The sequence below is a fragment of the Cellulomonas terrae genome, from assembly GCF_007990265.1.
GTDB classification, from domain to species: Bacteria; Actinomycetota; Actinomycetes; order Actinomycetales; family Cellulomonadaceae; genus Cellulomonas; species Cellulomonas terrae.
Genome location: NZ_BJWH01000009.1, coordinates 1 through 18,414 on the forward strand (window position 1 = coordinate 1; position 18,414 = coordinate 18,414).

General features: G+C 72.0%; 23 protein-coding genes. 12 read left to right on the top strand and 11 right to left on the bottom strand.

All coding sequences use genetic code 11. The features are described 5' to 3' along the window. The 3 genes from CTE05_RS09905 to CTE05_RS09915 all read right to left on the bottom strand — a co-directional run. On the bottom strand, nt 1-393 hold a 393-nt coding region (locus CTE05_RS09905; protein WP_146845968.1), incomplete at its 3' end, for an arylamine N-acetyltransferase family protein. Continuing rightward, the gene (locus CTE05_RS09910; RefSeq protein WP_146845969.1) at nt 390-1,298 is read right to left on the bottom strand and encodes a universal stress protein; all 909 of its coding nucleotides are present in this window, start codon (nt 1,296-1,298) and stop codon (nt 390-392) included. The genes CTE05_RS09910 and CTE05_RS09905, both read right to left, overlap by 4 nt. After that, entirely contained in the window at nt 1,295-2,755 is a 1,461-nt protein-coding gene (locus CTE05_RS09915) for an amino acid permease (protein WP_146845970.1), read from the bottom strand. Before CTE05_RS09915 ends, CTE05_RS09910 begins: the two co-directional genes overlap by 4 nt. Nucleotides 2,756-2,924: 169 nt before the next feature. Between CTE05_RS09915 and CTE05_RS09920 the strand changes: the two genes are divergently transcribed. The 4 genes from CTE05_RS09920 to CTE05_RS09935 all read left to right on the top strand — a co-directional run bounded on the left by CTE05_RS09920 (nt 2,925) and on the right by CTE05_RS09935 (nt 5,277). Continuing rightward, nucleotides 2,925-3,341, top strand: coding sequence for a DUF5684 domain-containing protein (locus CTE05_RS09920; RefSeq protein ID WP_146845971.1), 417 nt, complete (start codon nt 2,925-2,927; stop codon nt 3,339-3,341). 67 nt (nt 3,342-3,408) lie between these two features. Next, complete coding sequence (locus CTE05_RS09925; protein WP_146845972.1) at nt 3,409-3,798, top strand: PPOX class F420-dependent oxidoreductase; 390 nt, start codon at nt 3,409-3,411, stop codon at nt 3,796-3,798. Between the two features lie 10 nt (nt 3,799-3,808). Then, nucleotides 3,809-4,579: a putative protein N(5)-glutamine methyltransferase gene (locus tag CTE05_RS09930; protein ID WP_307724289.1), complete on the top strand. Its 771-nt coding sequence runs from the start codon at nt 3,809-3,811 to the stop codon at nt 4,577-4,579. After that, nucleotides 4,576-5,277 (top strand): DNA alkylation repair protein, encoded by a 702-nt coding sequence (locus CTE05_RS09935; RefSeq protein ID WP_146845974.1) that lies wholly within the window; start codon nt 4,576-4,578, stop codon nt 5,275-5,277. Before CTE05_RS09930 ends, CTE05_RS09935 begins: the two co-directional genes overlap by 4 nt. Here CTE05_RS09935 and CTE05_RS09940 read toward each other — a convergent pair. Beyond that, nucleotides 5,262-5,681: a VOC family protein gene (locus CTE05_RS09940; protein WP_146845975.1), complete on the bottom strand. Its 420-nt coding sequence runs from the start codon at nt 5,679-5,681 to the stop codon at nt 5,262-5,264. The two genes, CTE05_RS09935 and CTE05_RS09940, sit on opposite strands and share 16 nt — an antisense overlap. A gap of 61 nt (nt 5,682-5,742) precedes the next feature. On the opposite strand from CTE05_RS09940, the gene CTE05_RS09945 reads away from it, so the two are divergent. Both CTE05_RS09945 and CTE05_RS09950 read left to right on the top strand, forming a co-directional pair. After that, the gene (locus CTE05_RS09945) at nt 5,743-6,693 is read left to right on the top strand and encodes a helix-turn-helix transcriptional regulator (protein ID WP_146845976.1); all 951 of its coding nucleotides are present in this window, start codon (nt 5,743-5,745) and stop codon (nt 6,691-6,693) included. 9 nt (nt 6,694-6,702) lie between these two features. Next, a complete protein-coding gene (locus CTE05_RS09950; RefSeq protein WP_146845977.1) occupies nt 6,703-7,110 on the top strand; it encodes a DUF3224 domain-containing protein in 408 nt (135 codons plus the stop codon). On the opposite strand, the gene CTE05_RS09955 is transcribed toward CTE05_RS09950, so the two are convergent. After that, entirely contained in the window at nt 7,095-7,655 is a 561-nt protein-coding gene (locus tag CTE05_RS09955; RefSeq protein WP_146845978.1) for a hypothetical protein, read from the bottom strand. The two genes, CTE05_RS09950 and CTE05_RS09955, sit on opposite strands and share 16 nt — an antisense overlap. Nucleotides 7,656-7,764: 109 nt before the next feature. Further along, nucleotides 7,765-8,178, bottom strand: coding sequence for a DUF6855 family protein (locus CTE05_RS09960; protein ID WP_146845979.1), 414 nt, complete (start codon nt 8,176-8,178; stop codon nt 7,765-7,767). A gap of 108 nt (nt 8,179-8,286) precedes the next feature. On the opposite strand from CTE05_RS09960, the gene CTE05_RS09965 reads away from it, so the two are divergent. Further along, the gene (locus CTE05_RS09965; protein ID WP_146845980.1) at nt 8,287-8,811 is read left to right on the top strand and encodes a hypothetical protein; all 525 of its coding nucleotides are present in this window, start codon (nt 8,287-8,289) and stop codon (nt 8,809-8,811) included. Nucleotides 8,812-8,980: 169 nt separating this feature from the next. Beyond that, entirely contained in the window at nt 8,981-10,858 is a 1,878-nt protein-coding gene (locus CTE05_RS09970) for a pectate lyase-like domain-containing protein (protein WP_146845981.1), read from the top strand. 55 nt (nt 10,859-10,913) lie between these two features. Here the strand turns inward: CTE05_RS09970 and CTE05_RS09975 are convergent, their stop codons facing one another. Next, a complete protein-coding gene (locus CTE05_RS09975) occupies nt 10,914-11,339 on the bottom strand; it encodes a hypothetical protein (protein WP_146845982.1) in 426 nt (141 codons plus the stop codon). A 25-nt stretch (nt 11,340-11,364) separates the two neighbouring features. Further along, nucleotides 11,365-11,967, bottom strand: a complete 603-nt coding sequence (locus CTE05_RS09980) for a class I SAM-dependent methyltransferase (RefSeq protein ID WP_146845983.1) — start codon at nt 11,965-11,967, stop codon at nt 11,365-11,367. Between the two features lie 106 nt (nt 11,968-12,073). Between CTE05_RS09980 and CTE05_RS09985 the strand changes: the two genes are divergently transcribed. From CTE05_RS09985 to CTE05_RS10000, 4 genes are all read left to right on the top strand, one after another. Beyond that, a complete protein-coding gene (locus CTE05_RS09985) occupies nt 12,074-12,505 on the top strand; it encodes a YciI family protein (protein WP_146845984.1) in 432 nt (143 codons plus the stop codon). After that, nucleotides 12,505-13,761 (top strand): RNA polymerase sigma factor, encoded by a 1,257-nt coding sequence (locus tag CTE05_RS09990; protein WP_146845985.1) that lies wholly within the window; start codon nt 12,505-12,507, stop codon nt 13,759-13,761. Before CTE05_RS09985 ends, CTE05_RS09990 begins: the two co-directional genes overlap by 1 nt. A 13-nt stretch (nt 13,762-13,774) precedes the next feature. Next, nucleotides 13,775-15,037 carry an MFS transporter gene (locus CTE05_RS09995; RefSeq protein ID WP_246123490.1) on the top strand — a complete coding sequence of 421 codons (1,263 nt, stop codon included), beginning with the start codon at nt 13,775-13,777 and terminating at the stop codon, nt 15,035-15,037. Between the two features lie 84 nt (nt 15,038-15,121). After that, nucleotides 15,122-15,763 carry a GNAT family N-acetyltransferase gene (locus CTE05_RS10000; RefSeq protein ID WP_146845986.1) on the top strand — a complete coding sequence of 214 codons (642 nt, stop codon included), beginning with the start codon at nt 15,122-15,124 and terminating at the stop codon, nt 15,761-15,763. Between the two features lie 172 nt (nt 15,764-15,935). Here the strand turns inward: CTE05_RS10000 and CTE05_RS10005 are convergent, their stop codons facing one another. The 3 genes from CTE05_RS10005 to CTE05_RS10010 all read right to left on the bottom strand — a co-directional run bounded on the left by CTE05_RS10005 (nt 15,936) and on the right by CTE05_RS10010 (nt 18,408). Next, nucleotides 15,936-17,132, bottom strand: a complete 1,197-nt coding sequence (locus CTE05_RS10005) for an RNA polymerase sigma factor (RefSeq protein WP_246123492.1) — start codon at nt 17,130-17,132, stop codon at nt 15,936-15,938. Nucleotides 17,133-17,140: 8 nt separating this feature from the next. Next, nucleotides 17,141-17,482, bottom strand: coding sequence for a YciI family protein (locus CTE05_RS20435; RefSeq protein ID WP_222595454.1), 342 nt, complete (start codon nt 17,480-17,482; stop codon nt 17,141-17,143). 80 nt (nt 17,483-17,562) lie between these two features. Further along, nucleotides 17,563-18,408 carry an aldo/keto reductase gene (locus CTE05_RS10010; RefSeq protein ID WP_146845988.1) on the bottom strand — a complete coding sequence of 282 codons (846 nt, stop codon included), beginning with the start codon at nt 18,406-18,408 and terminating at the stop codon, nt 17,563-17,565. Nucleotides 18,409-18,414 lie beyond the last annotated feature (6 nt).

The following is an 18,414-nucleotide window of genomic DNA, read 5'->3' on the forward strand; positions in this document are numbered from 1 at the left end:
GACCGGCTCGAGCAGCCCCGAGCCGAAGCCGGTGTCGGCGAGCCACTGCCCGTCCACGAGCACCACCAGGTGCGAGCGCGGCCGGGCGACGACCGCAGGGTCGCCGATGCGCGCCAGCCGACGCTCGACGAGGAAGCCGAGGCGCTCGAGCGCGGCGCCGAGCAGGACCCCGTGCTCGTAGCAGTAGCCGCCGCGCCGCCCGTCGACGAGCTTGGCCTGGACGTCCGGCAGGTCCACGCCGACCCCGAGGCCGAGCTGCACGTCGAGGTTCTCGAACGGGATCGCGGCGAGGTGGGCGCGGTGGATCACGTCGAGGGGATCGGTCGGCCGCGCCCCGATCCGGGCCAGGTACGCGTCGAGGTCGAGGCGGTCGACGCCCCACAGGTCCGTCACAGCTCGTCGTGGGGGACGACGAGGACGGGCACCGGGGAGTGCCGGACGATCTTGGTCGCGTTGGTGCCCAGGAACACGCGTCGGAGCGTACCGGCGCTGGAGGAGCCGAGGACGAGCAGCTCGTTCGGCGTCCAGTCGACGGAGCTCAGGGCCTCGTCCCAGCTCGTCCCGGACGCGACGACGTACTCGGTGTCGGCGTCGAGCTCGCGGGCGAGCGCCGCCTGCGCCTCCGCCATCTGCTCGCGCCACTGCGCCGTGACCTCGGACTCGATGTCCGTGCCGATCTCGGGCGGGTACATCGTCGCGGAGCGCACCCCGAACGACGCGACCCGCAGCTTCACGTCGATCTCGCGCGTCAGCCGCGCGGCCCAGCGCACGGCCTGCGTCGCGACGGCAGACCCGCTGAACGAGCACGTCAGCCGGCGTGCGGCGACGTCGGCCGTGCTCGGCGCGCACCGGTAGGCGCGGGGGGCGATCGCCAGCGGGACCGGGGCGGAGTGCAGCAGGTAGTCGGCGGTGGAGCCGACGACGACGCGGCGCTCGGGTCCGTCCCGCGACGAGCCGAGCACCAGTGCCGTGGCGTCCCGCTGCTCCGCGAGGGCGGCCAGGGCGCGGGGCGTCGACCGGTCGGTGAGCCGGACGAACTCGATGCTCAGGTCGTCGGCGCGCCCCGCGAGGTGGTCGAGCGCGGCCGCCTTCGCCTCGTCGGCACGCGCCCGGACCCACTCCTGCATCTCGCCGTCGACCCGGGCCATCGACGGCACGGTCCACCCCGGTGGGACGACCGTCGCCACCACCAGGACGAACGCGCCGGTGGCCTCGGGCAGCGTCCGGGCGAGCGTCACGCCGAGGTCGAGCGCGCCGCGGGTGTCACCGAACGGGTTGGCGCCGACGACGATCGTCATCGCAGGTCCTCGTCGTGGACCAGGTCCGCCTCGATCGCGCGCTGCAGCAGCGAGTGCTTGCGGCCCCACAGGAAGTAGAACGCGAGCACGACGGAGAGCCACAGCAGGAACCACGCGTACGTGTACCAGTGCAGGCCGGACAGGATGTAGATGCAGGCCAGGACGGCGAGGACCGGGGTGACCGGGTAGCCGGGGACCTTGAACCCGCGCGGCAGGTCGGGCCGGGTGCGGCGCAGGATGACGACGCCGACCGAGACGACGATGAACGCGATGAGGGTGCCGATGGACACCAGGTCCCACAGGTAGTCGAGCGGGACGAACGCGGCGAGCAGCCCGACGACGATCGCGACGATGACCGTGTTGTTGACGGGCGTGCGGGTGCGCGGGTTGACGCGCGCGAAGGCCCGCGGCAGGAGCCCGTCGCGCCCGATCGCGAACAGGATGCGGGTCTGCCCGTACATCGTCACCAGGGTGACCGAGAAGATCGAGATGATCGCCCCGGCGGACAGGATGGTCCCCGGCCACGACGCGCCGACCACGTCCTGCAGGATCTTGGCCAGCCCCGCCTCGCCCTGCTCCGGGTCGGCGAACTCCTCCCACGGCTGCGTGCCGAGCGCCGAGACGGCGACCAGGACATAGATCGTGGTGACGATGGCCAGGGCGCCGAGGATCGCGCGCGGCATGGTCTTCTGCGGGTCGCGCACCTCGTCGCCGGCGGTCGAGATGGCGTCGAGCCCGATGAACGTGAAGAAGATCGTCCCGGCGGCGGCCGTGATGCCGGCCACGCCCTTGGGGGCGAAGTCGGCGAAGTTGTCGGAGTGGAACCCGGTGAACGCGATCACGACGAACATCAGCAGGACGGCGACCTTGATGACGACCATGGTGGCGTTGACCTTCGCGGACTCGGACGCACCGCGGATCAGGAGGATCGCGCACATCGCCACGAGGATCAGTGCGGGGAGGTTCACGAACCCGGGGTCGACGTCCCAGGGCGCGGCGGACAGGGCGGTCGGGATCTGCCAGCTGAACAGGTTCTGCAGGAGCTGGTTCAGGTACCCGCTCCAGCCCACCGCGACGGCGGCCGTCGAGACGCCGTACTCCAGGAGCAGGCAGGCCGCGACGCCCATCGCGACCACCTCGCCGAGCGTCGCGTACGCGTAGGAGTAGGTGGACCCGGAGACGGGCACCGTGGAGGCCATCTCGGCGTAGGACAGCGCGGACAGGCCTGCCGCGAGCCCGGCCAGCACGAACGAGATGATCACCGCGGGTCCGGCGTCGGGCACCGCCTCGTGCATGACGAAGAACACGCCGGTGCCGACCGTCGAGCCGACGCCGAACATCATGAGCGTGAACGTGCCGAGCGACCGTTCGAGCCCGTCGCTCGACGTCACGGCAGCGGGGGTGATCGGCTTCCTGCGCCAGAGCTGTGCCCTCAGGGAGGCCTGCGGGACCGACATGGGCGGGCCTCTCGACGAGGGCAGGGGTCGACAGCCACGGTAGGAGCAGGGCGATCGGGCGGCAATCCGTCCCGGTCCTGTTCGTCGCACAGGTGGCTCACAGAAAGTCCTCGTGAGACGAGTGGCCAAACGGGTCACCACGGCGGTCGTTTATCGCTACTGTCCGCGCATGATCACAACACTCGCCACCGAGGTGGCCAACACCACTGCCGCCGCCGGCGCCGGCGCCGGCTCCCTCGTCGGTGGCCTCATCGGCTACCTGCTCGTCGCGTTCGCCCTCGTCGGCGTCTTCAAGAAGGCCGACGAGCCCGTCTGGCAGGCCTTCGTCCCGATCTGGAACACCATCGTCCTCATCAAGGTCGCGGGCAAGCCGATGTGGTGGATCGTCCTGCTCCTCATCCCGATCGTGAACATCGTGATCCTGGTCCTGATCTACCACGGCCTGTCGACGTCGTTCGGCCACGGCGCCGGTTTCACCGCCGGCCTGTTCTTCCTCAGCATCATCTTCCTGTACATCCTCGGCTACGACTCGAACCCGTACCGGGGCGCGCAGGACCGCGCTCCCGCCGGCTACGCCACCGCCTGACCGCACTCTCCGAGACGGCCGCACTCCCACGGGGTGCGGCCGTCTCGTGCGTGGGTGACCATCGCGCATGACGACTTTCGACACCCTCGCCGACGAGGGGTTCATCGCCCTGACCACGTTCCGGAAGTCCGGGGTCGGTGTCCCGACGACCGTGTGGGTCGGCCGCGACGGCGACGCGCTGCTGGTGACCACTCCCCGGGGTTCCGGCAAGGTCAAGCGGCTCCGGCGTGACCCGCGGGTGCAGATGACGCCGAGCGGCCGGCTGGGCAAGGTCGACGACGACGCCGTCACCGTGGCCGGGGTGGGCGAGGTCCTCGACGACGACGCCGCGCGCGAACGGTGCAACGCGATCATGCAGGAGAAGTACGGCCTCGAGTACCGCGTGATGATGGGGATCGAGAAGCTCGGCCGCAAGGGCGACGACAACCGCGTGATCCTGCGGATCACGCAGGCGTAACCTGCCCGGCGTGCCGACTCACGCCCAGATCACCGCCACCCTGCGCGCGGCGGGCTGCGTGTTCGCCGAGGACGAGGCGGCGCTTCTCCTCGACGCGGCCTCCGGGAGCGACCTCGCGCGGCTGGTCGAGCGGCGGGTCGCGGGCGAGCCCCTCGAGGTGGTCGTCGGGTGGGCGGAGTTCTGCGGGCTGCGCATCGAGATCGACCCGGGGGTGTTCGTGCCGCGTCGGCGCACGGAGGCCCTGGTGCGGGAGGCCGCCCGGCTGGCGACCGGTCCCGTGGTGGTGCTCGACCTGTGCTGCGGTTCGGGGGCGTTGGGGGTGGCGCTGGCACACCTGGTCGACCAGGTGTCGTTGTACGCCGCCGACGTCGAGCCGGCGGCGGTCCGGTGCGCCCGGCGGAACGTCGCGTCGGTCGGCGGGCAGGTGTTCGAGGGGGACCTCGACGAGCCGCTGCCGGTGTCGCTGCGGGGGCAGGTCGACCTGCTCGTCGCCAACGTGCCGTACGTGCCCAGCGAGCACATCGCGCTGATGCCTTCCGAGGCGCGTCTGCACGAGCCACGGGTGACGCTGGACGGTGGCGTCGACGGGCTGGACGTGCTGCGGCGGGTCGCTTCCGTGTCGCCGCGGTGGCTGGCACCGGGCGGGCACCTGCTGGTCGAGACGAGCGAGGCGCAGGCTCCTGCGGCGGTCGACGTGTTCGTCGCGGCCGGCCTGGAGGCGCGGGTGGTGGTCGACGACGACGCCGGTGCCACGGTGGTCGTCGGGACCCGCGTCCCATGAGCGAGGCGATGGACCGGCTCGTCGCACTCGCCGACCCCGAGCGGGCGGCCGGGATGGCACGGTTCTTCCAGACCGGACCCGGGCAGTACGGCGAGGGCGACGTGTTCCTCGGGCTGACGGTGCCGCAGGTGACGGCCGTCGCGAAGCAGCATCTCGGGCTGCCCGTCGCCGAGCTGGAGGAGCTGCTCGACGACGAGCGGCACGAGGTGCGGCTGCTCGCGCTGAAGATCATGGCGATGCAGTGCGCCGCCGCGCGGACCTCGCCCGAGCGTCGTCGGGCGCTGCTCGACCTGTACCTGCGCCGGACCGACCGCGTGAACAGCTGGGACCTGGTCGACGCGAGCGCTCCGGACGTCCTCGGGCGGGCGGTGCAGGCCGGCCTCCCGAGCGAGGTGCTCTACCGGCTGGCCGCCTCCGACGTCCTGTGGGAGCGGCGCATCGCGATCGTCGCGACGTTCCCGCTGATCCGCGCCGGGTCGCTGGACGACACGTTCGCGCTGGCCGCGCTGCTGGAGGGCGACCGGCACGACCTGATGCACAAGGCCGTCGGGTGGATGCTGCGCGAGGCGGGCAAGCAGGACGAGGCGCGGCTGCTGGAGTACCTCGACGAGCACTCGGCGACGATGCCCCGGACCTCGCTGCGGTACTCCCTGGAGCGGCTCACCCCCGAGCTGCGCGCGCTCTACATGGCCCGCTGACCCCTGCCGGCGGCGATCTCCAGCCAGTGCGGGTTCGTCATGATGCCCAGGAGGTTCCCGAACGGGTCGACGACGGAGGCGGTGGTGAAGCCCTCGCCACGCTCACGGATGCCCTCGTGCTCGGTCGCACCCAGGGCGATCAGACGCGCGAGGGTGCCCTCGAGGTCGTCGACGTGCCAGGAGACGACGGCGCCGGCGGGGCCGCCGGCGCCGGGGACGTACTTCCGGTCGATGATGCCGAGCTCGTCGAGGTGGTCGCCGATCCGGAACTCGACGTAGCCCTCGCGGACGAAGTACGGCTCGAAGCCGAACAGCTCGGTGTACCAGGTGCGGGCGGCGTCGAGGTCGTCCGCGAAGAAGGAGACGTTGGCCAGGCCACGGAAGGAGTTCTGTGTCGATGTCATGTCTCCACTCTCGTCGGTGAAGTGCTCACCTTCTGAGCACTTTGTCTGCCACTCTGGACGCATGCGCGCGGACCGGCTGGTGGCCACCCTCCTGCTCATGCAGGCGCGTGGCCGGGTGACCGCCGCCGAGGTGGCCGCCGAGCTCGAGGTGTCCGTGGCGACGGCCCGTCGCGACCTCGAGGCGCTGTCCACGGCGGGCATCCCGGTCTACCCCCAGCCGGGGCGCGGCGGCGGCTGGTCGCTCGTCGGCGGCGCCCGGACCGACCTGACCGGGCTGACGTCGTCCGAGGCGCAGGCGCTGTTCCTGCTGGTCGGATCGTCCACCAGGCGGTCCGCCGACGCGACCTCCGCGCTGCGCAAGCTCGTCCGTGCGCTCCCGGCGACGTTCCGGGCGGAGGCCGAGGCCGCGGGTCGCGCCGTGCTGGTCGATCCCGGCGGGTGGGGGTCCGCCGCGCGGCGCCGGCAGCCCTGGGTCGAGGACCTGCAGGGTGCCGTCGTGCGCCGACGCCAGGTGTCGATGACGTACAGCGGGCGCGGTGGCGAGTCCCAGCGGACCGTCGACCCGTGGGCGCTCGTCGACAAGGGGGACCTCTGGTACCTCGTCGCCGGGACACCCGCCGGGCGCCGGACGTTCCGGCTGGACCGGATCGTCGCCCTGTCGGTGCTGGACACCCCGGCGCCCCGGCCGGACGACCTCGACGTCGCCGGCATCTGGGAGTCGGTGGTCGACGAGGTCGAGCAGCGTCGCGGACGCGTGACGGCGACCGTCCTGACCACCCCGTTCCTCGTGCGCGTCGTGCGGGACCAGTTCGGGCGGCACGGCACCGTCCTCGGTCCCGACGACGACGGTCGCGTGCGGCTGGAGGTCGCGTCGCACACGGCGCGCTCGGTCGCCGAGAAGCTCGCCGGGTTCGGCGCCGCGGCGGAGGTGCTGGAGCCCGCGTCGGTCCGGGACGAGCTCGGGGTGCTGGGCTCCGAGCTGGTGGCCCGGTATGTGGGTGGTCGTCGCTAGCGTGCGGCCATGATCACCGAGGGAACGTTCACGGCCAGCGGGTTCGCCGGGGTGCCCATCGAGCAGGAGCGGCCCGTCACGACCGCGCTCGGCGTCGGCGTCGCGACGATGGAGAAGACGTACACCGGTGGTGTCGAGGGCCGCTCGACGACGCTGTTCACGTCGGCGTTCGACGCCGAGCGCGGCATCGGCACCTACGTCGCGATGGAGTCGTTCGAGGGCAGCCTCGACGGGCGCGAGGGCACGTTCAACTTCGTGCACGCCGCGTCGACGACGGGCGACGACCGCTCCGCCGAGCACTTCCTGATCGTGCCGTCGAGCGGCACCGGGGACCTCGCCGGCATCGCCGGCACCGGCGCGCTCGTCGTGGACCCGGACGGCACGCACCGGATGCGGTTCGACTACACCGTCGACTGAGCGCGCGACCGCTCGGCGTGCTCCCGCGCCGCGAGCGCCGCGAAGGTCAGGAGCTGTTTGCGCATCATGACCAGGTCGCCCCACGCCAGCAGCCGGTTGCGGACCGCCTGTGCGCGGCTCGTCGGTCGCGTGCCGCGGACGACCGCCACGAGCCTGCTCCGCTCAGGCCCGACGGGGATCACGGCGTACGTGAGGACGATGTCGCCGTACACCCGGGTGCTGAGCCCGGGCGCCATGCGGAAGGTCAGGTGCTCCCCGACGACGAACGACTCGAGCGTGAAGATCGTCGAGAACGTCTGCCCGACCTCGAGGTCCCAGCACCAGGGCAGGGGCCGACGAGGGCTGCGGCGGCCCGGGTTGTCGATCAGGTCGTAGCTGTACGGGGCGACCCGGAACTGGCACACCCACCGGAACGCGACGTCGGCGGGGGCGGCGACGTCCACCCCGCGCATGAGGCGATCGCCAGGATCGGCGAGCAGGTCGTCGCACGGGTAGGCCCGGTCCTGCTCGGCCTGCGTGACGCCCCAGGTCGTCGCGATGGTCATGGCGCCCCCTGCCGTCGTCGAGACCTCCACGCTAGGGGCGGTCGCAGGCTGTGCACCCCGGACTCTCAGCGGGTCCACAGCGTGCCGGCCCTCGCGCGGTCGCCCGCTGTCAGGCCGACGGCAGCGCGCGGACCCGGTTGTTGCGGGCGTCGTGCGTGAGCTCGACCAGCCCGAGCGCCTCGAGCAGCGGCGGCAGGTACATCCCGAACCGGCCACGGAAGCCTGGGCGCAGGCCGTACCAGCCGCCCACGGGGTTGGCCTCGTCGCGACCCCACGCCTCCACCGACCCGGCGGCGGCGGGCTTCTTCTCGTCCGCGGCACCGAGCGGGACCCAGTCGCCCTGGGCCAGCAGCCAGGCGTGCAGGTCGTCGACCGCCCGCAGGTGGTACCGCAGCGTCGTCGAGCCCACCTGGCACACGAGGGCGGGTGGGTCGGCGGACTCGTCGCGGTACATCGTGTACGCGGACGAGCCCGGCGCGGTGGTGAGCTGCCAGGGGTCGTCCTGGGTGCCGGTGCCGGACATCGCTGTCTCCTCGGTTCGGTGCCGATGCGCTCCACTATGGACCTCCGTGCGAGGTCGGTTCCTCCCGATACGCTCGCGGCCGGGATCGACTCGGGAGGCCGTATGGGCATGGCGACGGATCTGGTGAGCGTGACGGCGGACGAGCCCTGGCTGGTGATCGTCGCGACGGTCGGGCCCCTGGTGGCGGCGGTCGCCGCGATCGGGGCGCTGTTCGTCGGGATCCAGACCGTGCGGCAGCGCACGGCGGCGGACTCCCAGGCGCAGTGGTGGGCGCGCGTGCAGTGGGCGGCCGGGCTGGCGCTCGAGCCCGATGAGAGCCGGCGGTCGGTCGGGTTCGACGCCCTGGCGCTGCTCGCGTCGTCGCCGCTGGCCGGACCGGACGACCAGGCGTTCCTCGCGGGGCTGTCGTTCGACGCGCTGCGGGCGGTGCAGGAGCGGGGGACCGCCGACGACGTGGAGTTCGTGCCGGCCGACGACGAGGGGTTCGTGCGACCGTCCGACGCCCGGCCCGTCGTGGAGGTGACGCGGTCCGAGGTCGCTGCCGCCCGGCTGCGGGTGGTGACCGACCGCGAGCGGGGGCGGACGACGCCGGCCTGGGTCGCCCGGCTGGCCGCGACGAGCGCGGGCGGCTGACGGAAAGCCGGGAAACACTTACTGGGTTGTCACTATTGACACGTGACACCAGCCCGGTACCTTTTGTCCTGGCCGGCAACAAATGTCCGGTGCACGGCGCCAACGGCGGTGCCTCCTCGCGTGCGGGGACCCGTCTCGCGACGTGCCCTGTGCGCAGAGAGGTCCCCCCATGCACCTTGGTAGCCCCCCACGTCCCGGACGCAGGCGGACGGCGACGGTGCTCGTCACCGCGCTCGCCGTCGCGCTCGTCCCGCTCGTCGCGGCCCCCGCCGCACAGGCGGCACCGCCCGTCGACCTCGGTCCGAACACGATCGTGTTCGACCCCAGCCAGCCGATCGAGGAGATCCAGGCCACGGTCGACGCCATCGCGACGCAGCAGGTGCCCGCCCACTTCGGCGAGGACCGGTACGCGCTGCTGTTCAAGCCCGGCACCTACGGGACGCCCGAGAACCCGCTGCGGTTCGAGGTCGGCTACTTCACCGAGGTCGCCGGCCTCGGCCAGGACCCCGGCGACGTCGTCATCAACGGCGCGATCGAGGTCTACAACCAGTGCCTGCCGGTACCCGAGGGTGCGCCGGCGAACTGCATCGCGCTGGTCAACTTCTGGCGGTCGCTGTCCAACCTGACCATCCAGTACGCGGCCGGCGACGCCGACGGGTGCCGCAGCTCCGCCAACTTCTGGGCCGTCTCGCAGGCCGCCCCCATGCGCCGCGTGAACGTCACGGGCGCCAACCTCAGCCTCATGGACTACTGCACGGCCGGCCCGCAGTACGCGTCCGGTGGCTTCATCGCCGACTCGACGCTGCCGTTCGTGGTCAGCGGCAGCCAGCAGCAGTTCCTCACCCGCAACGGCTCGGTGGCGGGCTGGAGCAACAGCGTCTGGAACCAGGTGTTCGCCGGCGTCCAGGGCGCACCCGCCACCGACTTCAGCCCGGTGGTCGGGGAGCCCAAGTACACGACGCTCGACACGACCCCGGTATCCAAGGAGAAGCCGTACCTGTACCTCGACGACGCCGGGAAGTACAACGTCTTCGTCCCCGCGGCGCAGAAGAACTCCTCCGGCGCCTCGTGGGCCACGGGCAGCACGCCCGGCAAGTCGATCCCGCTGAGCAGGTTCTTCGTCGCCAAGCCCGGTGACAGCGCCGCCAGGATCAACTCCGCGCTGGCCCTGGGCAAGAACGTGCTGCTCACCCCGGGCGTCTACCACGTGAACCGGACGCTCAACGTGCTGTGGCCCAACCAGGTGGTCCTCGGGCTCGGGCTGGCGACGATCATCCCGGACAACGGGGTCGTGGCCATGCAGACGCTCGACGTCCCCGGCATCGACATCGCCGGGATCATGTTCGACGCCGGCACCACGAACTCCCCGGCGCTCCTGCAGCTCGGCACCAAGCTCTCGTCCCTCGACGCCAAGCTGAAGAAGCCGCTCCTGAGCAGCGCGAACAACCCGACCGCGGTGCAGGACGTGTTCTTCCGGATCGGCGGCGAGGCCGTCGGCAAGGCCACCCAGAGCCTGGTGGTCAACACGAACCAGACGATCATCGACCACACCTGGGCGTGGCGGGCCGACCACGGCACCGGCGTCGGCTGGGACGTGAACACCGCGGAGACCGGCGTCCTCGTGAACGGCAACGACGTCACCGCGACGGGCCTGTTCTCCGAGCACTACCAGAAGTACAACGTCATCTGGAACGGCGAGCGGGGCCGGACGATCATGTTCCAGAACGAGCTGCCGTACGACCCGCCCGACCAGGCGTCCTGGCAACACGACGGCGTGAACGGCTGGGCCGCCTACAAGGTGGGCGACAAGGTCAAGGTGCACGAGGCCTGGGGCATGGGCGCGTACATCTACACCAACGTGAACCCGACCCTGCACGCCACCCGGGCGTACGAGGTGCCGGTCACCCCGGGCGTGAAGCTGCACAACGTGCTGACGGTCTCGCTGAACGCGGCGGGCACCATCGACCACGTCGTCAACGACACGGGCGACCCCGTGACACCGACGTTCGCAGGCCCGAGCACGGTGCTGGAGTGGCCCGTGCCGTGACCTGAGAGAGGTAGGCGAGAGGGCCCGACTGCGCGAACAGAGTGCGGTCGGGCCCTCAGTCGTCCGGCAGGGCGAGGCCGAAGATCTTGCGCCGCGGCGGTGCGAGGGTGTCGGCGCCCGGCTCGGGCGCGGGGAACCCGCCCGAGCGGGGCGGCCCGACCCAGAGCCGTCGCCCCTCGGCGTCGCGGTAGATCTGGCCCGCCGTCTCGAGCCGCGCCCGGCCGGCCGCGACGAGCTGCTCGCGGACGGACTCCTCGTGCGACGGCGGGACGAAGCCGACGGTCTGGTTGCGGCAGACGATCACGACGTGGTTGCCGTCCTCCGTCGCGAACGTCAGCTCGACGCGCGCCGGACCCGACGAGCCGCGCTCGACGGTGGTCAGCGCCGCCGACAGGCCGGTCTGCAGCGCGGCCGCCTCGCCCGCGACGAAGCCGTCGCCGACGTCTGCGGTGACCCGGCCACGGCGCGTGAACATCCTCACGGCACCAGGGTCCCACCTGCCCGGCTCAGAGTCGGGCGACCAGGGCGTACCGCTCGTCGGTGACCGGTCCGCCCCAGAGCGCCTCGTCGGCGCCGAGCGGCTCCACCCGGAGCCCGCTCACCAGCGGGCCGACCACGGCGGCGAGATCGGACGCGGTGATGCCGACGTTCGTGGACCATCGGCCCTCGACGAGGACGAGGGCCCCGCCGGGGCGGACCAGCGAGACCCATCGGTCGAGCGCGGCCCGGGGGTCGGGCAGAGCCCAGACCACGTGGCGTGCGAGGACCACGTCGACCGGTGCGCCCGGGGGGTGCGCGGCGTCGCCGACGACGAAGGTGGCGTGGAGCCGAGCGGCGTCGAGCTTGGTGCGCGCACGACCGATCATCTCCGGGGACAGGTCGACGCCGGTGACCCGGTGGCCCGCCTGTGCGAGCAGTGCGGTGAGCGAGCCGGTGCCGCAGCCGACGTCGAGCACGTCCCACGGCCCGCTCGGGAGCCAGCCGGCCAGCCGGGAGGCCCACGCGACGCGGGTGCCGGGGTCGCGCAGACCGTGGTCGGGCTCGTCGTCGAAGGTCGGTGCCTCCGCGTCCCAGAACCGCGCGACGTCGGAGAGGTCGGAGGGGGACATCCGTCCACGCTAGGTGTCGAAGACGGCCGTCGCCGTTCGACGACACAGGTGAAGGCCGAGCCCCGGCACTAGCGTCGAGGTGGCCACCGAGCGAAGGAGAGCACCCATGAAGGTCCTGGTCATGATCAAGGGCGACGGCGCCGACGAGGACAAGGTCACCCCGACCGACGAGATGTTCGCGGAGATGAACGTGTACAACGAGCAGCTCGTCAACGCCGGGATCATGCTCGCGGGCGAAGGGCTCCAGCCCAGCAGCAAGGGTGTGAAGGTCGTCTGGGACACCAGCGGCGAGGTGTCGGTGGTCGACGGGCCGTTCGTGGAGTCGAAGGAGATCATCGCCGGCTACTGGGTCTGGCAGGTGAGCTCGCTGGACGAGGCCGTCGAGTGGGCGAAGCGCTGCCCGTCGACACCCGAGATGCGGTCCGAGCTCGAGATCCGGCCGTACTTCGAGATGGAGGACTTCGCGAAGGTGGTCTCGCCGGAGATCCTCGCGAAGGAGCAGGCGCTGGTGGACCGGGTCAAGGAGCAGCACGGCTGATGGCCGACGCGCGGCGGACGGTCGAGGTCATCTGGCGGATCGAGTCGCCGCGCCTCATCGCCGCCCTGACCCGGCTGGTCCGGGACGTCGGGCTGGCCGAGGAGCTGGCGCAGGACGCGTTCGTCACCGCGCTGGAGCAGTGGCCGGTCACCGGCGTCCCGGACAAGCCAGGGGCGTGGCTCATGGTCACGGCGCGGCACCGGGCGATCGACCTGATCCGGCGCGAGCAGAACCGGGACGCGAAGTACGCGGTCCTCGCGCACGGCCTCGCCGACGAGGGCGCGGCGGACCGGATCGTCGACGAGCCCATCGGCGACGACCTGCTCTCGCTCGTGTTCCTCACCTGCCACCCGGTGCTCCCCCGGGAGTCCCGTATCGCGCTCACGCTCCGCCTGTTCGGCGGCCTGACCACGGACGAGATCGCGCGCGCCTACCTGGTGCCGTCACCGACCGTCGGGCAGCGGATCTCGCGCGCCAAGCGCACCCTCGCGGAGGCGCACGTGCCGTTCGAGGTGCCGCAGGCCGACGAGATGCCGGCGCGCGTGGGGTCGGTGCTCGAGGTCCTCTACGTGATCTTCACCGAGGGTCACGCGGCGACGAGCGGGTCCACGTGGGTCCGTCGGGACCTCGCCGACGAGGCGATGCGGCTGGGCCGGGTGCTCGCCGGGCTCCTGCCGCGGGAGCCGGAGGTGCACGGGCTGGTCGCGCTGATGGAGCTGCAGGCGTCGCGGTTCGAGGCCCGCCGCGACGGCGTGCTGCTGCAGGACCAGGACCGCCGGTTCTGGGACCGCACCCTGATCGAGCACGGGCTCGCCGAGCTCGACCGCGCGACGACGCTGGGCAAGCCGCTCGGTCCGTACACCGTGCAGGCCGCGATCGCCGCGTGCCACAGCCGGGCGCGGACCTTCGAGGACACCGACTGGGAGGCGATCGTGGCGCTCTACGACGCGCTCACGCAGCTGACCCCGTCGCCGGTGGTCGAGCTCAACCGTGCGGTGGCCGTCCTGCACGCGGACGGACCGGAGGCGGCGCTGGCGGCGGTCGACGCGATCCGCCACGACCCGCGCCTCGCCCGCTACCACCTGCTCGGTGCCGTGCGGGCCGACGTGCTGGCGCGGCTCGGGCGTGCCGACGAGGCCGCCGAGGAGCTCGAGCGTGCCGCCGCGCTCGCGCCGACGCAGCGGGAGCGGAACCTGCTGATGGCGCGCTCCGCGGCCGTCGCGGAATCTCCCGTGCTCGATGTCGGAGGTGACTGACACGATGGCGGACATGACCGAGGACACCCCGACGCAGACTGCCGCGCCCGTCGAGGAACGGCCGGGGTGGCGCCGGGAGACGACGATCTTCCTCACCGGTCAGACGGTCTCGCTGTTCGGCTCGATGCTCGTGCAGTACGCCGTGATGTGGCACCTGACCCTGGAGACCAAGTCCGGCGGCGTGATGGCCCTGTACGCGGTGTTCGGGTTCCTGCCGCAGGCCGTCATCTCGATCTTCGGAGGCGTCTGGGCGGACCGGCTGGACCGCAAGAAGCTGATCATCGGCGCGGACGCCACCATCGCGGTCGTCACCCTGACCCTGGCGATGTTCATGGCCGCCGGCGCCACCGACCTGTGGCTGATCTTCGTCGCCATCGCGATCCGCTCGGCCGGTGCAGGCATCCAGATGCCCGCCGTCGCGGCCCTGCTGCCGCAGATCGTCCCCGCGGACAAGCTCATGCGGGTCAACGGCATCAACGGCACCATCCAGTCGGCCATGATGCTCGTCGCCCCGGCGGCCGCCGCCGCCGTCTACGCCAGCATGTCGATCGTGGCGGTGTTCTACATCGACGTCGTCACCGCGGTCATCGGCATCGGCCTGCTCCTCCTGGTCACGGTGCCCCGGCTCGTCCGCTCCGACGAGAAGCTCAGCTACTTCGGCGACCTCGTCGGCGGTGTGAAGTACATCGCCACCCACGCGTTCGTCCGCTGGATCCTCGTCCTGTACGCGGTCGTCTTCGTGCTCATCGTCGCGCCGTCGTTCCTGACGCCGCTGATGATCGTGCGGACGTTCGGCGAGGAGGTGTGGAAGCTCACCGTCAACGAGCTCGCGTTCAGCATCGGCATGGTGCTCGGCGGGGCGGCGGTCGCGGCCTGGGCGGGGAAGTGGAACCGCGTGCGGATGATCCTGGTCTCGACCCTGGTGTTCGGCGTCATCTCGATCGGCCTCGGGCTGTCCACCAACCTGTGGGTGTTCTTCGCGTTCATGTTCCTGCTCGGTCTGTCCGTGCCGGCCTTCTCGACGCCGTCGTTCACGGTGCTCCAGGAGACCGTGGAGCCCGAGATGCAGGGGCGGGTGTTCGGGTTCGTCGGGATCGTGATGGCGCTGTCGATGCCGTTCGGCATGGCGGTGTTCGGGCCGCTCGCGGACACGTTCAGCGTGGAGTCGCTGCTCCTCTGGGCCGGGGTCGCGCTGCTGCTCGTGGTGGCGCTCGCGCTGGCGGTGCCCGGGGGCCGCCGCTCGATGCGCGCCGCGAACGAGCACGCGAGCGTCTGAGCGCTGCCCGAGGGGCGCGCCACGGGGTCCCTGACGGTCCAGGTCTGCCCGGCCGTGCAGCCCGTCGTCGGGCAGGATGACGCCATGCTCGCCCCGATCACGCTCACGGGCCGCCACGTCCGGCTCGAACCCCTGGCCGTCGAGCACGTCGACGACCTCGCGGAAGCCGCCGCCGAGGAGCGGGGCAGCTACGGGTACACCTGGGTGCCCGACGGGCTCGACGAGACCCGGACCTACGTCGAGGCCGCTCTGGAGCACGCCGCCGGCGGGCGGGCGGTGCCGTTCGCGGTCCGGCGGCTCTCCGACGACGCGATCGTCGGCAGCACCCGGTTCCTCGACCTCGAGGTGTTCCAGGACCCCGCACCGTGGCCGCCCGGCATCGGCACCGGTGGCGCGCCCAGCGACGACAACCCGCCGTCCGTCGCGGAGATCGGCAGCACCTGGTACGCCGCGTCGGCGCAGCGGACGGCGATCAACACCGAGACCAAGCTGCTCCTGCTGACGCACGCGTTCGAGACGTGGCGGTCCCTGCGGGTGACGCTGAAGACGGATGCGCGCAACGCGGCGTCGCGCCGGGCGATCGAGCGGATCGGCGGCCGGTTCGAGGGCGTCCGCCGCGTGCACACCGTCGCCACGGACGGCGGTCTGCGCGACACGGCGTACTACTCGATCGTCGCCGCGGAATGGTTCGTCGTCCGCGCCGGCCTGGTCGCCCGCCTGGCCTGACGCCTCCCGAGAAGCAGCCCCTCGCGCCGAACGTCCGCACTCGATGGGTCCCAGCGCCCCGTTGCGCTCGCCACCCCTGACGTCCGCACATCGTCGGGTCCCAGCGCGTCTTTGGGCGGACGTTGCGCTCGTCGGGTTGCAGCGCTCGGTCGTGCGGGCGTTGCGGCGGGGACTAGGAGCCCCCGGTTGCCGCGCGTTGCTCGCGCAGGAAGTCGCGTTCCGGGTCGGTGGTGGTCAGGGTCAGGGCCTCGTCGTAGGCCGCGACCGCGTCGGCCGGGCGGTCGAGGCGGCGCAGGAGGTCGGCGCGGACCGCGTGGAACAGGTAGAAGCGCTCCAGCGGGAGGTCGTCGACGAGGGCGAGCCCTGCGGCCGGCCCGTCGAGCTCCGCGACGGCGACCGCGCGGTTGAGCGCGACCACCGGGCTCGGCGCGACGGACATCAGCTGGTCGTACAGCAGGACGATCTGCCGCCAGTCCGTCCCGGCGGGCTCGCTGTGCACCGCCTGCATCGCGGCCTGCAGCTGGTAGGGACCGAGGTGGTCGCGGCGCAGGCACCGGCGGACCAGGTCGCGGCCCTCCTCCAGCCGGGACGCGTCCCACAGGGAGCGGTCCTGGTCGCGCAGCAGGACGAGCGACCCGTCGTCGGACACGCGGGCGGCGCGGCGCGCGTCGGTGAGCAGCATGAGGGCGAGCAGCCCGAGCGCCTCGGGCTCGTCGGGCATGAGCTCGACCAGCACGCGGCCGAGCCGGATCGCCTCGTCGCACAGGTCCTCGCGGACGGGCGGACCGGAGCCGGTCGTGAACACCAGGTAGACCACCGCGAGCACGGCACGGAGCCGGTCGGGCAGGTCGGCGTCCGAGGGGACCCGGTAGGGGATGCGGGCGTCGCGGATCTTGCCCTTCGCGCGGACCAGGCGCTGGGCCATCGTCGGCTCGGGGACGAGGAACGCGCGGGCGATCTCCGGCGTGCTCAGCCCGCCGAGGAGCCGGAGCGTGAGCGCCACCTGTGCCTCGACGGACAGCGCGGGGTGGCAGCACGTGAAGACGAGCCGCAGCCGGTCGTCGCGCACGGGTCCCTCCTCCACCGGGTCGTCGCGCTGGTGCAGCAGCGCCGCCTGCGCGTGCCGGTCGTCGCGGGACGCCTCGCGGCGCAGCCGGTCGATCGCCCTGCGCCTCGCCGTCGTGATGATCCAGCCGGCCGGGCTGGGCGGGACACCGGCCGTGGGCCAGTGCTGCACGGCCGCGACGAACGCCTCCTGGACGGCCTCCTCGGCGACGTCGAGGTCGCCGAAGGACCGCGCGAGGACCGCGACCGCGCGGCCGTGCTCCGCGCGGAACACCCGCGCGATCGCGTCCTCGTCAGCGTCCACGGAGCCCGTCAGTAGCGGAACGGCCGGACCTCGATGGGCAGGCCGGTGGCGACCGCGATCCGACCGCCCCAGTCGAGGGCCGCGTCCAGGTCGTCGACGTCGACGACGGTGAACCCGCCCAGGTGCTCCTTGGCCTCGACGTAGGGGCCGTCGGTGGTGACCACCTGGCCGTCCGTCGCGCGCAGGACGGTCGCGGTGCTCGGCTGGTGCAGGCCTCCGGCGTAGACCCAGACGCCCGCGTCGCGCATGGCCTGGTCGATCTCGCCGACGGCCCGCATGATCGGCTCCAGGAACTCGGGGTCCGGTGCGGGGCCGACGGGCTCGATCACGCTCAGCAGGTAGTGGCTCATCGCGTCCTCCTCGGGTGCGGCACCGGCCCTGCGCCGGCTGCTCACCCCTCATACGAACGGTGAGCAGCCGGATCGACAGGTCAGTCTGCCGCAACCGGGACGTAGTCGAACGTGTCGGGGTCCGGGCCCGTGCGCTCGTCGCGGTTGAGGCTCGTGATGTCGGCGACGTCGACCTCGGACAGCTCGAAGTCGAAGATCGCGAAGTTCTCCTCGATGCGGCTGCGCGTCACCGACTTGGGGAACACGATGTCACCGCGCTGGACGTGCCAGCGGAGGGTGACCTGCGCGGGGGTCTTCCCCAGGGACTCGGCGATCCGCACGATCGTCGGGTCGTCGAGGACCTTCCCCTGCGCGATCGGGCTCCACGCCTCGGTGGCGATGCCGTGCTCGGCGTCGAACGCGCGCACCTCCGACTGCGTGAGGTACGGGTGCACCTCGATCTGGTTCACGGCGGGCGTGATCGTGGTCTCGGCGTGCAGACGGCGCAGGTGGCCGGGCTGGAAGTTGGAGACCCCGATCGACTTGGCGCGGCCGGACCGGTAGAAGTCCTCCATCGCCTTCCAGGTCTCGACGTAGCTGCCCACGGTCGGCAGTGGCCAGTGGATGAGGAACAGGTCCACGTAGTCCAGGCCGAGGGTGTCGAGGGTCAGGTCGAAGGCGATCGCCGCGTCCTGCGGGTCGTGCGCGTCGTTGTTCAGCTTGCTGGTGATGAAGACCTCGTCGCGCGCCAGCCCGGACTGGGCGACGGCCTCACCGACGCCCTTCTCGTTCTTGTACATCTGCGCGGTGTCGATGTGGCGGTAGCCCACCTCGAAGGCCTGCAGGACCGCGTCCTTGGTCTCCGCGGGGTCGATCTGGAAGACGCCGAACCCCAGCTGGGGGATCTGCACGCCGGTGTTCAGGGTGATGTTCGGGACTGTGCTCATGACCCC